Raw genomic sequence first — 15,675 nt, 5'->3', positions numbered from 1 at the left:
TGAGGCAGAGCGCGCAGGGGTGGCGCTCTGCGACGGCAAGGTCTCAGCGCCCTTTTTTCTTGCGGCCCGGCTGGGTAAAGCGCTTGCGTGAGGCACCACTGGCATCCGTTTTTTCAACCGGTTTCGCCGGGCCTTTCTGCGGTTTTTTTCCCGCCGCAGGTTTAGCAGGCGCTTTGGCTTTCTTTGCCGGTTTTTCTTCAGACGAAGAATTTTCCAGCAGTTTAAACAGCTCAATGAGTTCGTCGTCAGTCAGATCGCGCCACTCGCCCAGCGGTATGCCTTTGAGATTGACGTTCATGATGCGGGTACGCTCAAGCTTCGTCACTTCATAGCCAAAGTGCTTACACATACGGCGGATCTGGCGATTCAGCCCCTGCACCAGCGTGATACGGAAGACAAACGGCGCTTCCTTTTTCACTTTGCACTTTTTGGTGACGGTGCCGAGCATGGGCACGCCCGCGCCCATACCGGCAATAAACTCATCGGTGATCGGTTTGTCGACGGTCACCACATACTCTTTCTCGTGGTTGTTACCGGCGCGCAGGATTTTATTGACCAGATCGCCGTGGTTGGTCAGGAAAATCAGGCCCTGAGAATCTTTATCAAGACGGCCAATCGGGAAGACGCGCTTACTGTGATTAACGAAGTCGCTGATGTTATCGCGCTCGCCCTCTTCCATCGTGGTGATAATCCCCACCGGTTTGTTCAGCGCGATCAGCACCAGATCCTCTTCATCACGCGGCTCGATCAGCTGACCATTCACCTTCACCACATCGCCTGCAAATACCTGCGCGCCCACAGTGGCGCGTTTGCCGTTAATGAAAACGTTGCCCTGCTCGATGTATCGATCGGCGTCGCGGCGGGAGCAGATACCGCTCTCGCTGATGTATTTATTGAGACGAGTTGATGAGTCAGTCAGCATGGTTCCTCCAAAAAACGCGGACTATACCTTACCGGCGTGAGCTTGCGAAGTCTTTGCGCGGGAAACTTGTGGCACGCCCCGCGCAGCAGAGCGTCAGAGCGTAATCGCCATCTCCACACAGCGTAACGCACAGCCCGCCAGCTTCGAAGGATAGAGACTTTCGCCCAGAACCCGGAAGCCATGCTGCTGATAAAAGCCGGCAGCATTGGGCGTCGAAGCCAGCGTCAGACGGTGATAGCCACGCTGTAGCGCCTCCGCTTTGATTCTGTCGATAATCCGGCCCGCCAGGCCCTGTCCGGTAAATTCAGGCAGCGTAAAAATCGCCTCCACGCTGGCCGCGCTGAGATCCAGCAATCCGGTCGCAACCGGCTCGCCGGCCGGGCCATCAATCACGAAAAAGGGGTTCTCGCGGATCATCGCCGGAAAGCTGGCGGGCATCCGGTCTGGCGTCCAGGCGGTCAGCACCTCTGGCGGATAGGCATGCTGGCAGCCGTGGCGGATCGCCCGATTTCTGATCTCCCATAGCAGCCGTGGCGGATCGCCCGATTTCTGATCTCCCATAAACGATGCGCCTCTTCAGGCGAGGCTTCTCTGACTATCATACTGCCCTCCTTTTGCTGAATCCCCGGTTCGCTATCACACCACGTTGTGGCGCACTCGGCTACCTGCAAAACAGGGCTGTTGCATTGGCAAACCGGCTGTTTTCATCCTGCTGCATCTGCAACAGCACCGGCGGCGTCAATCCGGATTCACTGTTGTTAAAACAGCGGCTTACTGACTGGCATGGTTACTGCTTAGCCTTTTCTTTTATATCTGAAAGTTTGGACAAACTTACGTTACCAGTGATTCAGCTATATCAGGAGAGCACAATGTCAGAAACTCAACCCCTGCAGTTCGCCTACTGGGTGCCGAATGTCTCAGGCGGACTGGTGATCAGTCAGATAGAGCAGCGTACCCGCTGGGATGCCGGATACAACCGGAAACTGGCACAGATTGCCGAAGAGGCGGGCTTTGACTACGCACTGACGCAGATTCGTTTTACCGCCGGTTACGGCGCGGATAATCAGCATGAGTCGGTCACCTTTTCTCAGGATCTGCTCAGCCAGACGTCGCGATTGAAAGTAATTGCGGCTCTGCTGCCCGGCCCGTGGAATCCGGTGCTCGCGGCGAAGCAGATCGCCACCATCAGTCATCTCTATGGGCCGCGCATCGCCGTGAATATTGTCAGCGGCTGGTTCCGGGGCGAATTTAAGGCGATCGGCGAACCCTGGCTCGATCATGAAGAGCGTTACCTGCGCTCGGAAGAGTTTATCCGCTGCCTGCGCGGCATCTGGCGCGAAGAGAGCTTTACCTTTGCCGGGGATTTTTATCGCTTTCGCGACTACGCCATGAAACCGAAACCGCTGTCACCGCTGCCGGAAATTTTTCAGGGCGGCAGTTCACGGGCGGCGCGGGATATGGCCGCCCGGGTGTCAGACTGGTACTTCACCAACGGCAATACCCCGGAGGGGGTGCGTCAGCAGGTGGCCGACATCAGGGCGAAAGCCAGCGTCAACCAGCACAAAGTGCGGATCGGCCTGAACGGTTTTGTGATTGCCCGTGACAGTGAACAGGAGGCGCAGGCGGTGCTGCAGGAGATCATCCGCAAAGCTAACCCGGATGCGGTCAAAGGCTTTCAGCATGAGGTCAGAAATGCGGGCAGCGCATCACCGGAGGGCGAGGGAAACTGGGCGAAATCGTCGTTTGAGGATCTGGTGCAGTATAACGATGGCTTTAAAACCAACCTGATCGGTACACCGCAGCAGATTGCCGAACGGATTATCGCGCTGAAGCGGGCTGGTGTGGATCTGCTGCTGCTGGCGTTTCTGCACTTTCATGAAGAAGTGGAATTCTTCGGACGCGAGGTCATACCCCGGGTGCGTGAGCTGGAGGCGCAGGAAGCACTGGTCCGCGCATAGCTGCCGCCTTTTTTTGCTGGCTCTGCTGCAGGTTACCTGCCGCTCCGCGCTGGAGGGCGGCAGGTTCAGGACGTCAGCGCCGTTGATCTGCCCGGTTAAAAACGGGCATTCACTCCCACGTTCCACGTCACCTGATGCGTCTCACTGTTACCCGCCACGGCTGAAACGCCAGCAAAGGCATTCACTGCGGCACCCAGCGGCACGCTGGCTCCCACGGCCATGTTGATCCAGTTGTCATCTGTGCCATCACTGCTGCGGGTAAAGGCGGTACGGGTCGATTTCAGTCCGGCCGTTACCGCGGAATCACTGTTACCAAACTGATGGTTGTAACTGATCTGCGCCCAGGGATTGACCGGCAAATCTTTGCTGTCGATACGCCAGCCCAGGGAGCCGACCTGGGCGTGCAGCGTCTGGTCGCCAAAGCGCATAGAGGTGCTGCTGTTGCCCTCTTCCTGATAGCCGCCGACCCGCGTGTAGTCGAGCGCATAGCTCGCCACCGGCCCGGTCGTGACGTAACGGCTAACGGGAAGATCCCAGCCGGTCTGCACCCGCATCCCCAGCACTTTCCCGCCACTGTTACCCTGTTCGGTACGGGTCGCAGGCCCCAGTTTCACCTGGCGTTTAATATCGTCGAAATCAAGGTCGGCATAGTGGGCGTCCGCGTTTATCCAGCCGTGGTCGAGGTAGTTCAGCTGGCTCCAGATCGCCACCAGATTACCGCGCAAGCGGTAATCGAAGCGCGACGAGGGCTGCTGGCGCTGCGAGGTGGTGGAGAGCATCGCGCCGGCCTGCCACGCATCGGTCAGCTGATAGCCGACCCCCACGGTGCCGGTGGCGCTGGTGGCATCCCCATCCAGCAGACTGTCGCCACGAAAATCCCGCTGCTGCCCGGCGTAACCGCCAAAAACGGTTAACGTGCCCGCCTCTGCGGGCTGCTGACGCTGCTGCTGCAGATGCCCATCCAGCGTATTCTGCGCATCGCCCACCAGCATTGAGGGGGCACGGCTCAGCGCCGCCACCTGCAGCGGTGCGTTCAGCACTGACTGAATGTAATCGGCGATCAGCGCATGGACTGCCGGGCTGGGATGCAGCCGGTCGGCAAACAGATACTGCTGCGAGGATGAAAATCCCGGCGTGGAAGCAGTGCAGTCCATCGACGACACGCCGGGCGGGCAGGCCATGCCGGCGGTGTTGGTGAGTCCATAGCGGAACGGATTATCGATCACCTCATTAAACAGGCCATTGATATCTACCCGGGCGATGTTGCCGCGGGCCGCCAGCAGCCCCTCCTCTTCGGCCTGATTGTAACGGTCGGTCAGCGCCGAGGCGGCCTCACTCAGCAACCGCCAGGCAGCAATCAGCTGCTGCGCGAGCGCCTCACGGATCGGCGGAATCGCAGAAAGCTGCCCCGCCGCCTCACCCAGGGCCGTTTCAATCGCCTGCTCGCGCGCGGCCCGGTCTGGCGTGGTGCGGGTGCTCAGCGACTGAAACAGCGCCGCCGTGGCCGGTTGTGCGGCGGGTCCGAGCGTCTGCAGAATCGCCTGCAACAGCGCGGGGGTGGCCCCCACGTTGGGCACCGTCGGCACAATCACCGTTCCGGCGCCGGCATCCAGCAACCGGCCAACCTGTAAGGCCGCCGCACCGGCGCTGTTATCGACCAGCTGCCGGGCAATCAGGGGGGAGAGCGCCGCCGCCGCTAAGTCATTGCCGCCGATCCAGTGGATATAGAGGCCATCGGGATCGGCCCGCCCGCCGCGGGATGCCAGATAACTTTGCAGCTGATCCTGGGTATTAAACAGGGGATTGATCGCCGGTACCGCGACGGCGCCGCCCTCGGCATAGTTGTTTCCGCCCTGCGATGAAGGACGTAAGGTATCGCCCAGCGACTGCGCGACGATCTCGTCATAGAGCGGGTGGGTTGCGCCATCATAGGTAAAGCGCCCTACGTTCCCCCCATCGCTCAGGCTGTCGCCAAAGACGGTGAGGTGGCTCCATGCCGCGGCGGGCAACGGTGACAGCAGACTCAGGATCGCACAGCAGAAAAGGGTTTGCGCGTGAAGGGGTTTCATCAGCAGCTCCGCACAGGGGTAAAGAGGATGAACCGCACCCGATGGCACGGTTAGCAGTAAGCGTAGTCGTCCGGCGAAAGAGGCTGAGAAAAAGGCGAGATCTGGCTCGCAAAGCGGGAAAAATCTGGCGTGAAAGCGGTCTGCGGCCGCACCAGCCACAGCGGAGTCAGCACGGCTACTTTTTAGTGGCGGGCTTCAGGCCACGATAGAAATCCTGCAGACGTTTCATGGTTTTGACCGTGCGCTGCGGCATCGCAGAAGCCACCGACAGGATCAGCATCTCCAGACAGACCATGATGGTGCCATGCAGCGGAATGCGCCCTTTTTCACCGCCGCGAGGCACGTTGATCACCACATCGGCTTCGCGGGCAAAAAAGGAGTCGGTGGCGTTGGTCAGCAGCACAAGCGGAATGCCGAGCCGTTTCGCCTCACGCACGACCGTTGTCCCCTCCCGGTGCGCCGACTGCTGCGCCATCATCACCAGCACATCGCCCCGCTGCATCGCCAGCATCTGTTCAGCCAGCGCCACACCAGAACGGTTCAGTGAAAAGGCTGGCAGGCCGATGCGGTTAAGCAGCCGCACGCTATAGTCCGCCAGAATGCCCGATGCGTTGATGCCAAAAATCGCGACGGCGCGCGCTTCGCTCAGCAATGTGACCGCATCCGCGACCGCCACGCGGTTCTGCGGCTGAGAGAGCACCTCACAGGCGTGGCGGTGGCCCGACAGCACAAAGTCGATGGCGCTGCTCACGTCGCTGGTCACCTCACTGACGGTCGTCACCATCTTATCTTCGGAGGTCAGCGCCGGCCCGAACCAGACTTTCAGCGTCTCTTTCAGGTCGCGCAGGCCGCTAAAACCCAGGGCCTGAATCGCGCGGATGACGGTGGCATCTGAGGTCTGATTTGCCAGGGCGATCTCCATCGCCGTGCTCTCCAGCACCGTTTCGCGCTGTTGATCAAGGTAACGGGCTACGGCAAGCAGACGCGGCGAGAGCTGCTTTTCCCTGGCGCGCAGGCGCTCTGCCAGCACATCGGTTCTGTTCTTTACTGTCCGGATCGATTTCATGCTTCACCTGATTGGGGGGGGTAAAATTTTTCGTCTCTCAATTACGCTCTCATTTTCACGACTCGATCGGCGAAAAAGATGTAGTGAAAGAGTCGGGGTGTCTGATTATTCACCTGATAACGCTGTGGATTAAGCGTCACCATTCAGGCTAAAAATAAATAATTTAATTATATTACAGATAGATAAACACAGCTTCGCTTAGCCTTCCGCTGAAAATTTGCCTCAGGCGAAATGTAGTATTTTACGATTAAATTATATTTACTACTACACCGGCTGATGATTGAATGATTCTCAATTACAGATGAGAAGCATTGTCGTCGGGGCGGTGAGAGGTTCTTTCCCCCTTCCGGCTTAACGCTTCGCTGTTTAACACACTGCATGTTGCAGAAGACCTCCAGGGAAGCCCTGTGTGACCGACAGAAGGTCATGCCGGGCGATATTGACCTCAGCTTCAGAAACGAAAAGAAAAATGAAAAACAGTTCAGACTCCCGTTATCCGGCCCGGCACTCTGCTCTGGTCGTGGCGATCTGCGGCAGCATCCTGCTGCCGCAGGCTGAAGCAGCAACCGACAGCGCACCGGATATCACCGTCACCGCAGAGGCGAATCCGGAGGGAAATTACAGCGCCAGCCAGAGCAGCGTTGCCAGCAAAATGCCCACTGCCCGGCTTGATGAAGCGCAGTCGGTCAGCGTGGTGACACAGCAGCAGTTGGAGGATTATCAGGTCAGCTCGCTGGCAGAAGCGATGCGTTTTGTCAGCGGGGTGAGCGAAGCGAACACCCTGGCCGGAACCGAGGATGGCTTTGTGCGACGCGGCTTCGGCAGCAATGCCGACGGGTCGATCTACCGTGATGGGATCCGCAGCAGTCAGGGCCTTAACGTCGATGCCACCACGGAGCGGGTGGAGGTGCTGAAAGGCTCCTCCTCCCTGCTCTATGGCATTCAGAATCCGGGCGGCATCATCAATGTGGTCAGCAAAAAGCCGCAGTACAACTGGCACTCCAGCGTCAGCGGACGCTACGCCAGCGAAGGCGGCGGAGCAGGTACGCTGGACGTCACCGGGCCGCTGGGCAAGGGTTTCGCCTTCCGGCTGATTGCCGAGAAACAGAATCAGGATTACTGGCGCAACTTCGGCCGTGAGGAGCACACGCTGGTGGCCCCCTCACTGCAATGGTTCGGTGAGCAGGCCAGCTTTCTGATCAGCTATGCCGACTACCGTTATGATATCCCCTACGATCGCGGCACCGCCTTTATCAATGGCCGGCCGATTGATATCGGCTATAAAGATCGTCTGGATGACAAAGCCAATCACGCCTGGGGACATAACAAAACCCTGAACGCGCACTACGACTGGCAGTTTAACGACGAGTGGACCACCCGTCTGACCCTGGGCTGGAACCAGCGGCGCTATGACAATAATGAAGTGCGGGTGACGGCGGTGAATGCCAGCAGCGGCGTGGTCACGCGCCGTGCCGATGCCAATCGTGGTTTTAACCATAAAACCAAATATGTCAGCTGGGATCTGCTGGGGAATCCAGAAATCTTCGGTATGTCGCACGCGCTGGTGGCGGGGACAGACTATGAGATGAACCAGACCTACCGCGCGCATCAGTATCAGGGCAGGGTCAACCGTCAGTTCAACTACTTCAGTCCCGACTATGACCTGCTCTCTCCGGTGACCGATGCCAGCACGGAAAACAGAACCGCGGCCAATAACCTGAACCGCATTCACAGCCGTTCACTCTACCTCAAGGACAGCATTTCGCTCTCGCCCGACTGGATTGTGGTGCTGGGCGGCCGCTATCAGCACTACGAACAGCGGGCCTCTCGCGGTGTGAATCCTCAGGTGGAAACCCTGAACGATGAGGGAAATAAATTTCTGCCGCAGGCAGGGGTGATCTATAAACTGACGCCCGATCTCTCGTTCTACACCAGCGTGAGCAAGTCGTTTACCCCTTCCACCGACGTGGATGACAATGGCAACGTCGGCAAGCCGGAACAGGGCACCAGCTGGGAGGTCGGCAGTAAATGGCAGCTGTCACCGACACTCCTGGCGACCGTGGCCCTCTATCGCATTGATGAAAAGGCGATGTCGCTGAATATCAATGGCAGCACGCGGGCGATTGATAAGGCGCGATCCACCGGCGCGGAGTTTGAGCTGAACGGCGAGATTTCTCCCGGCTGGGATCTCAGCGCCAGCTACAGCTATGACCAGGCGGAGATTGTCAGCGACCGGGTCAATCCCGACAACAACGGCAACCGGCTGCAGAATGCGCCGCGCCAGTCCGGTGCGCTCTATCTGAGTCATGAGATGCAGGTCAGCGGGTTGCCAGGCTCACTGCGACTCGGCGGCGGTGCCCGCTATGTCGGCACCCGTGCAGGCGATCCTGATAACAGCTTTACCCTGCCCGACTATGTGGTGGCAGATACCTTTGTGGCGTGGAACAATCGCCTGTTTGGTGAAAAAACCCAGCTGCGTCTGAATCTGAATAACCTGTTCAACCAGCACTACTACAGTTCAAGCGGCGGCAATCTGCGCGTCCGTGAAGGTGAAACCCGTAACCTGATGGTACAGGCCCGTGTGGAATTTTAAATCGCTGCGTACCGGGCTGCTGCTTGGCCTGCTCTGCATCAGCACCGGCGCAGGCGCGCGGACGCTGACCGACATCACCGGTCGCCAGGTGACAATTCCCGATCATCCGCAACGCATCGTGCTGGGTGAAAGCCGGATGCTCTACAGCGTCGCGCTGCTGACCCCAGGCAATCCGCTGCAGCATATCGTGGGGTGGCCGCTCGACCTGAAAAAGTATGATCCTCAGACCTGGCAGGCTTTTGCCCGCCAGTTTCCGCAGATGCGCGAGATTACGCCACTGGGGCTGGATGGGGTCAATGACATGAACCCTGAACAGGTAATTGCACTCAGACCCGACGTGGTTATCCTGCCGCAGCTGGCGCGTGACGGTGAAAACGGCGCCCTGCTGGAGAAGATGCTCAGCGCGGCGCATATCCCGGTGGTTAAGATCGACCTGCGGGTTGACCTGCTGAACAATACGGAACGCAGCATGACGCTGCTGGGGGACGTGCTGAATCAGCCTCAGCGGGCTGCTGAGTTTAATCATTTTTACCGCACCCATATGCAGCGCATTGAAACGCGGCTGGCTGATTACCCTGGCCCCCGGCCCCGCGTGCTGTTGCAGCTGCATCTTGGCCGACGAAATGAATGCTGCGTGACCTCGGTAAAGGGTAATCTGGGCGACCTGCTGCGCTTTGCCGGCGGGGATAACATCGCCAGCCAGCAGGTCAAAGGGGTGTTCGGGCGACTGAGCGAGGAGAGCGTCATCGCCGCCCGGCCCGACTTCTACTTTGCCACCGGCACCGGCAGCGCGGATGAGGCTGGGGCACTTCAACTCGGACCCGACGTCTCTGCCGCGCAGACCCGGCAGAGCCTGCTGGCACTGACCGGTCAGCAGCACGCCCTGAAGCAGCTGACCGCACTGCGGGACGGCCACACCGGGGCGATCTGGCACAACTTCTACCTCAGTCCGTGGCACGTGGTGGCAACCGAGTTCTTTGCCACCACGCTCTATCCGCAGCTGTTCAGCGATGTTGACCCGGAGCAGACGTTGCGTGAACTGTTTCAGCGATTTCTGCCGATCCCCTTCTCCGGCACTTACCTCTACCGGCTGGCACCGGACACGGCGCGGTCAGGCGGCTGACTGGCCGCCGTTTTTGATGCGGACAATATCGGCCATTACCGACAGCGCAATCTCTGCCGGGGTTTTGCTGCCGATAGGCAGACCGATGGGCGCATGGATGCGATCCAGTTCGGCACGATCCATACCGCCGATCTGTTGCAGACGCGCCCGCCGCTTCTCACTGTTTTTGGCTGAGCCCATGATGCCGATGTAGAAGGCAGGGGTGGCGATCGCCTCCATCATGGTCAAATCGTCGATGCGCGGATCGTGGGTCAGCGCCACAATCGCCACCGCCGCATGCGCCCCGTTCAGTTCCAGCCAGCGCGCCGGATGCTGTGACACCAGCGTCACGTTGTCCGCGCCGCCGAAATGGCTCTCCAGCTCCGTCAGCATCTCCGGACGGTGCTCACAGACCCGCACATGGAAACCCAGAATCTGGCCGAGCCGGATGCACTCATAGGCCACGCTGGAATAGCCCGCGACCAGCAGTTCCGGGATCGCCCCCACCGGCAGCACGATCTGCTGCTCGCTGGCATCCAGTGCGGGCAACACCCGACTGGCGGCGATCGCCTCCCACTGCGCCCGTTCACCGGGGCGTATCATTTTTACCAGCGGCTGCTGACCGCTCAGCGCCCGCTGCATCGCCGTCAGCAGGGCCAGCGTGGCCTCATCGGGCGGCAGAAACTCAATAACGATCTCCAGACTGCCGCCACAGGGCAGGCTGACATCAGGCCGCATCCCGCCTTCGCCGTAACGCACCCGCTGACTGCTGTCGCGGTAAGCCCCGGTAGCCAGCTGCGCCAGAAAATCCTCTTCGATACAGCCGCCCGACAGCGAGCCGCAACTCTCTCCGGTCTCACTGACCGTCATGAGTGTCCCCGGTGCGCGCGGGGAGGAGCCGTAGGTGCGCAGCACCGTGCAGAGCCACACTGCCCGCCCCGCCTGAGAATGGCTGAGGGCGGCATTAATGACACGTTGATCCAGCGTTATCATGAGAATTCCTTTATTAACTGCAGATCGGCAGGAAAATCGATGTCACACAGACAGCCGCGATCGTGCAGCGGCAGGCGGACGGCAGACGCGTTCACCAGCGCCTGCGGTCCGCTGTCGCCCTGCAGGCTGCTCAGGACCGGATAACAGTGACGCTGAAAGCCCACCGGATGCCCCGGCCTGCCCGCCACCCAAGGCCGGACGACAGGCGCGTCTGCCAGCGCCGTGCTAACGGCGCGGTAACTCGCGGCTGACACAAACGGCATATCTCCCAGCGCAATCAGCCAGCCGTCATAGTCGCGCGTGGCGTTAACGCCTGCCGCGATCGACTCCCCCAGTCCGCCGCTGTCACACAATACCAGCGTCGCGGAGGTGCAGAGCGCCTGAAGCGCAGCGGCGTCGGAACGCGTCACCACGAACAAGTCAAGTCCACTGGCCGCGGCCTGCTCCAGCGTATGTTGAAGCACCGGTTTGCCATCAAGGCGGGCCAGTAACTTATGCTCGCCCGCCTGCTGACGAAAACGGCGGCTCAGTCCGGCAGCCAGCACAATTAACGCTATCTTCACACTCTCTCCCTGCAGCGTAAAAACGGGCGCAGCCCTCAGCCTGCGCCCGCCTGACCTCTGTCCGGCCTGCCGGAGCAGGTCAGGAACCGTCTCAGATGATCTTGTCGAGCGTAATCGGCAGATCGCGGACGCGCTTGCCGGTCGCGTGGAACACGGCATTACTGATCGCCGCCGCCACGCCGACAATCCCCAGCTCACCGACGGCTTTCCCGCCCATCGTGGTCGCCTCAAAATCGGGCTCCCCCACGTTGATCGTGGTAATGCTCGGAATGTCGCCGTTGACCGGCACCAGGTAGTCCGCCAGGTTGTTATTGATCACCCGGCCATTACGCGGATCGATAATGCCCTCTTCCATCAGCGCCTGACCGACCCCCATGATCATCCCGCCAATCCACTGGCTGCGTGCCAGTTTCGGATTGTAGAGTCGGCCACTGTCGAGCGCGGCCACCATGCGTTTTACCCGGATGGTGCCGAAATCCTCATCAACCCGCACTTCCACAAACTGCGCGCTCCAGCTGTGCGCCGAAAACGCTTCGGGACGGCTCATGTCGTTCAGGTTGCGCACCATTTTGTCGCGCTCGCTTTGCGACATATCATCCGGGAAGGTGCCGCCAGTGACCGTGAGGCTCTCTGCCGGTGCCAGCGTCGCCAGCTGTGCCAGTGAAACCGCCAGCCCGCTGCGCAGAGTGTGCTGCACGGCGTCGCCTTTCAGCGTGAGCTGAGAGGCGGGGGTGCCATTGAGCGGTGACTGTGACAGCTCGCTGGCCAGCTTCAGAAGCTGCGCGCGCATTCTTTTAGCGGTGTCGTTCACTGCGGCGGTGACGTTACCTGCCAGCTGCGAACCGCCCGCGACGCCGGCGCGCGGTAAGCGGGTGTCACCCAGCTCAACCTCAATGGTGGTGGAGTCGACGCCCAGAATGTCGGCGGCGGTCTGCGCCAGAATTGTGTAGGTGCCGGTACCGATATCTGCGCCTGCACACTGCACCACAAACCGGCCCTGCGGCGTCAGGATGATTTTCGCCTCCGCCGGCAGTTTGTTGACCGGATAGGTGCCGGAGGCCATGCCCCAGCCAATCAGTTCGCGTCCTTCCCGCATTGAGCGCGGCGTCATAATCCGCCTGTCCCAGCCAAACGCCTCTGCTCCTTTCTGATACGCCTCTTTCAGACGGCGCGAACTCCAGGGGAGATCCAGCTGGTAATCTTTATCGGCCCAGTTGCGCAGCCGCAGTTCCAGCGGGTCGATGTTCAGGGCATAGGCCATCTCATCCATGGCTACTTCAAGGCCAAAGGCGCTGGGATTTTCACCCGGCGCGCGCATCCAGCCAGGCGTAACGGTGTTGATCGGGCGCACCTGATGCTGAGCGGAGACGTTCTCCACCGCATACATGCGGGCGGTCACCTTGCTGCAGTTCTCGGCGAAGACGTCAATCAGTGACGTTTCACTGAAGCTGCGCTGGATAATCGCCTGAATTTTACCGTCACGCGACGCGCCCAGCTCCAGCTGCTGCGAGGTAGCCGGACGACCGCCCAGGCCGGTAAAGGTCTGCGGGCGGGTCAGCGACACTTTGATCGGGCGCTTCAGCGCGCGTGACGCCACGCACGCCAGTGCAACGTGGGTGTAAGGCACCGGTTTTGAACCAAAGCCGCCGCCGACGTAAGGCGAGATAATCCGCACGGCTTCGGTTTCAATGCCCATCCACTCGGCGATCTCCACCTGCGCGCCCGCCACCCACTGACTGGGCTCCCAGACGGTGATCCTGCCCTCCTGCCAGTGTGCCACGCAGGCGTGCGGCTCCATCGGCATGTTGTATTCGCGCGGGGTGGTGTAACGCTCGCTCAGACGCACGTCGGCCTGCTGCATCGCCTGCTCTGCGTCACCCATATCGATATCCTGCTTCGACACCGGTTTCGGCTCCACGCCCTCATCGGTGGCGAAAATCAGGCCTCTGGACGTTTCATACTCAATCTCAACCAGCGAGGCGGCCCAGGTAGCCTGTTCAAAGGTTTCTGCCACCACCAGCCCGATGTTCTGACCATTGTGGATGATCTTGTCGTCCTGAATCGGGGTATAGGTTGACTGCGCTGCGCCACCGTCTGCGATGGCGGTGGGCTTGTTAATCTTCAGCGGGTTCAGGTGGGTGTAGACCGCCAGCACGCCTGTGGCCTGCTGCGCTTTTTCCACGGACATCCGGCTGATACGACCGCTGGCGACGGTGGACTGGATGACCACACCATACAGCGGATTTTCCGGCTGATGCTCGACCGCGTAGCGCGCTTCACCGGTGACTTTCACTTTGCCGTCACCCCGGGAGCGTGCTGCGCCTAATCCCTGAACCGGACTGGCCGTTTCTGGCATAGCCGTGGCGCTGTCGCTGGCGCTGACACTCTGCATGTGCAGCCCCAGGCTGCCCGCCGCTGAGATCGCCGCCGTGGCCTTTAATAAATCCCGACGCACCTTGTCATTCACGTCACTCATGCGGTTTCTCCTGCTGCCATCAGCGCGCGGGCGATGACCCGCGGCGCCAGTTTTACTTTATAGGCGTTGTGAGCCAGCGCCTGCGTCTCCTGCGTGATCAGCTCTGCGGCCTGGAACACCGTCTCTTCATTGAACGGCTGTCCCTCCAGCGCCTGCTCAACCGACCTGACCCGCCAGGGTTTGGTCGCCACGCCACCCAGCGCAATATGCACCTGGCGCATGACCCCGTTCTCCAGCGTAAAGCCCGCGGCGGCACTGGCGGCGGCAAATTCGTAGGAGCTGCGATCCCGGACTTTCAGGTAATGTGAGTGACGAAGGGACGTGGTCTGCGGCACTTCGATCGCCACAATGATCTCATCCTCGCGCAGGTCGTGCTCACGATCGGGCGAATCACCGGGCAGCAGGAAGAAGTCATCAATCGCGATGCGGCGGGTCTCACCCTGCTGATTCTGCACCACCACAATGGCGTCAAACGCCACCAGCGCGACCGCCAGATCGCCCGGATAGACGGCAATACAGCTGTCACTGGCACCCAGAATAGCGTGGTTGCTGTTGACGCCATCCCGTGCGGCACAGCCGGAGCCGGGGTTGCGCTTATTACAGGCAGAGAAGGTCGCCGGGTCGCGGTAGTAGGCGCAGCGGGTGCGCTGACGCAGGTTGCCTCCCAGCGTCGCCATGTTGCGGATCTGCGGCGATGCGGCCTGCCAGAGGCTGCCGTAGATGGCTGGTGCCCTCTGCTGACACTCGGGATGATCGGCCAGCTGGCTCATGGTGACCAGCGCACCCGCCGTGATGCGGTTTTCATCAAACTGCAGGGTTTTAAGTGTGGTCAGTCCGGTAATGCCAATTAGCTGCGGTGGCGTGAAAACCCCACACTTCATCAGATCGAGCTGCGTGGTGCCCCCCGCCAGCAACTGGCCACCAGCCTGCTGTTTCAGTGCGGCGGCGTCTTCAGGCGACTGCGCTACTTTCCAGCTGAATTCATTCATGCCGACTCCTTCGCCATTTCGGCGGCGGCCTGTTTAATCGCATCCACGATGTGGGGATAGGCGCCGCAGCGGCAGAGGTTGCCGCTCATATATTCACGGATCTCATCCTCTGACCCGGCATGGCCCTCTTTAATACAGGCGACGGCAGACATAATCTGGCCCGGCGTGCAGTAGCCACACTGAAAGGCATCATTTTCCATAAAGCAGCGCTGCACCGGGTGCAGTTCACCTTCGGCGGAGGCCAGCCCTTCGATGCTGGTCACCTGCGCGTTGTTCGCCTGAACCGCCAGGGTCAGACAACTCAGCACCCTTTCACCATTTATCAGCACCGTGCAGGCTCCGCACTGTCCCTGGTCGCACCCTTTTTTCGTACCGGTCAGATTAAGATGCTCGCGCAGTGCGTCGAGCAGCGTGACCCGCGGGTCGACCTGCATCTGTTGCGGCTGGCCATTGACCTGCATTGTTAGCGATATTTTTTCCGACATTGTCTGCTTCCCATTGTTGGCGGGCTGAAAGATATAGTTTTTATTGGCTTACTGCTGACGGGATCTGAATCGGGGAATAGCGTGATAACCCTAATCTTTACGCGCGTATCTCTGACTTAAGGTTTAGCAGCTTTTTCGCAATCTGGCGGAAGGATTGGGGAAAGTCAGCGTTATCCGAAGCGCTGAGCGGCCGAAACGGGCATAGCCGCGTGGCTTAAAAACCTATAAATAATTGATTTATAGGTTTTTATCAGGACGTCTTTTGAATACAACCCTAACGGCGGCCTGTATGACTTTTTCGCTAAGATTTTTCAGTAACATCTAGCACGCGGCGATTTTCAGGTGTAGTGGCAGGCTGCAAAGCGACGTTACATCCCACCCGGACAATCTGTCTGTGTGGGGCTGGCTTTGGGTTCAGGCAGATGGGATGACAGAAAAATATTTTAAATTTCTTTCATC

General features: G+C 59.8%; 12 protein-coding genes. 3 read left to right on the top strand and 9 right to left on the bottom strand.

The window, feature by feature from the left end; all coding sequences use genetic code 11:
* Positions 1–43 precede the first annotated feature (43 nt).
* On the bottom strand, positions 44–922 hold the full coding sequence (gene rluF / locus S7A_RS18345; RefSeq protein ID WP_009092815.1) for a 23S rRNA pseudouridine(2604) synthase RluF: 879 nt from the start codon (positions 920–922) through the stop codon (positions 44–46).
* 93 nt (positions 923–1,015) lie between these two features.
* Complete coding sequence (locus S7A_RS18340) at positions 1,016–1,483, bottom strand: GNAT family N-acetyltransferase (RefSeq protein ID WP_009092814.1); 468 nt, start codon at positions 1,481–1,483, stop codon at positions 1,016–1,018.
* A gap of 308 nt (positions 1,484–1,791) precedes the next feature.
* Here S7A_RS18340 and sfnG point away from each other — a divergent pair, with 308 nt between their 5' ends.
* Positions 1,792–2,880: a dimethylsulfone monooxygenase SfnG gene (gene sfnG, locus S7A_RS18335; protein WP_009092813.1), complete on the top strand. Its 1,089-nt coding sequence runs from the start codon at positions 1,792–1,794 to the stop codon at positions 2,878–2,880.
* A 95-nt stretch (positions 2,881–2,975) separates the two neighbouring features.
* Here the strand turns inward: sfnG and S7A_RS18330 are convergent, their stop codons facing one another.
* Both S7A_RS18330 and S7A_RS18325 read right to left on the bottom strand, forming a co-directional pair.
* The gene (locus tag S7A_RS18330) at positions 2,976–4,949 is read right to left on the bottom strand and encodes an autotransporter domain-containing esterase (RefSeq protein WP_009092812.1); all 1,974 of its coding nucleotides are present in this window, start codon (positions 4,947–4,949) and stop codon (positions 2,976–2,978) included.
* A 175-nt stretch (positions 4,950–5,124) separates the two neighbouring features.
* Complete coding sequence (locus S7A_RS18325) at positions 5,125–6,015, bottom strand: MurR/RpiR family transcriptional regulator (protein ID WP_009092811.1); 891 nt, start codon at positions 6,013–6,015, stop codon at positions 5,125–5,127.
* A gap of 469 nt (positions 6,016–6,484) precedes the next feature.
* Here S7A_RS18325 and S7A_RS18320 point away from each other — a divergent pair, with 469 nt between their 5' ends.
* Positions 6,485–8,608, top strand: coding sequence for a TonB-dependent siderophore receptor (locus S7A_RS18320; RefSeq protein WP_009092810.1), 2,124 nt, complete (start codon positions 6,485–6,487; stop codon positions 8,606–8,608).
* Complete coding sequence (locus tag S7A_RS18315; protein ID WP_009092809.1) at positions 8,595–9,731, top strand: ABC transporter substrate-binding protein; 1,137 nt, start codon at positions 8,595–8,597, stop codon at positions 9,729–9,731. The genes S7A_RS18320 and S7A_RS18315 overlap by 14 nt, the downstream gene beginning before the upstream one ends.
* Here S7A_RS18315 and S7A_RS18310 read toward each other — a convergent pair.
* The 5 genes from S7A_RS18310 to S7A_RS18290 form a co-directional block, all read right to left on the bottom strand.
* Entirely contained in the window at positions 9,720–10,703 is a 984-nt protein-coding gene (locus S7A_RS18310; RefSeq protein ID WP_009092808.1) for an XdhC family protein, read from the bottom strand. The two genes, S7A_RS18315 and S7A_RS18310, sit on opposite strands and share 12 nt — an antisense overlap.
* Positions 10,700–11,266 (bottom strand): NTP transferase domain-containing protein, encoded by a 567-nt coding sequence (locus tag S7A_RS18305; RefSeq protein ID WP_009092807.1) that lies wholly within the window; start codon positions 11,264–11,266, stop codon positions 10,700–10,702. The genes S7A_RS18310 and S7A_RS18305 overlap by 4 nt, the downstream gene beginning before the upstream one ends.
* Before the next feature lie 91 nt (positions 11,267–11,357).
* A complete protein-coding gene (locus S7A_RS18300; protein WP_009092806.1) occupies positions 11,358–13,742 on the bottom strand; it encodes a xanthine dehydrogenase family protein molybdopterin-binding subunit in 2,385 nt (794 codons plus the stop codon).
* Complete coding sequence (locus S7A_RS18295; RefSeq protein ID WP_009092805.1) at positions 13,739–14,731, bottom strand: xanthine dehydrogenase family protein subunit M; 993 nt, start codon at positions 14,729–14,731, stop codon at positions 13,739–13,741. Before S7A_RS18295 ends, S7A_RS18300 begins: the two co-directional genes overlap by 4 nt.
* Positions 14,728–15,192, bottom strand: a complete 465-nt coding sequence (locus S7A_RS18290) for a (2Fe-2S)-binding protein (RefSeq protein ID WP_009092803.1) — start codon at positions 15,190–15,192, stop codon at positions 14,728–14,730. The genes S7A_RS18295 and S7A_RS18290 overlap by 4 nt, the downstream gene beginning before the upstream one ends.
* Positions 15,193–15,675: the final 483 nt, after the last annotated feature.

This window comes from Pantoea sp. Sc1 (genome assembly GCF_000255315.1).
Classification (GTDB): domain Bacteria; phylum Pseudomonadota; class Gammaproteobacteria; order Enterobacterales; family Enterobacteriaceae; genus Pantoea; species Pantoea anthophila.
This window is presented reverse-complemented; position numbering and strand designations above follow the sequence as displayed.

Coding starts and splice junctions, on each gene's coding strand:
- rluF (WP_009092815.1), bottom strand. CDS start 922: ATGCTGACTGACTCATCAACTCGTCTCAATAAATACATCAGCGAGAGC.
- S7A_RS18340 (WP_009092814.1), bottom strand. CDS start 1,483: ATGGGAGATCAGAAATCGGGCGATCCGCCACGGCTGCTATGGGAGATC.
- sfnG (WP_009092813.1), top strand. CDS start 1,792: ATGTCAGAAACTCAACCCCTGCAGTTCGCCTACTGGGTGCCGAATGTC.
- S7A_RS18330 (WP_009092812.1), bottom strand. CDS start 4,949: ATGAAACCCCTTCACGCGCAAACCCTTTTCTGCTGTGCGATCCTGAGT.
- S7A_RS18325 (WP_009092811.1), bottom strand. CDS start 6,015: ATGAAATCGATCCGGACAGTAAAGAACAGAACCGATGTGCTGGCAGAG.
- S7A_RS18320 (WP_009092810.1), top strand. CDS start 6,485: ATGAAAAACAGTTCAGACTCCCGTTATCCGGCCCGGCACTCTGCTCTG.
- S7A_RS18310 (WP_009092808.1), bottom strand. CDS start 10,703: ATGATAACGCTGGATCAACGTGTCATTAATGCCGCCCTCAGCCATTCT.
- S7A_RS18300 (WP_009092806.1), bottom strand. CDS start 13,742: ATGAGTGACGTGAATGACAAGGTGCGTCGGGATTTATTAAAGGCCACG.
- S7A_RS18295 (WP_009092805.1), bottom strand. CDS start 14,731: ATGAATGAATTCAGCTGGAAAGTAGCGCAGTCGCCTGAAGACGCCGCC.
- S7A_RS18290 (WP_009092803.1), bottom strand. CDS start 15,192: ATGCAGGTCAATGGCCAGCCGCAACAGATGCAGGTCGACCCGCGGGTC.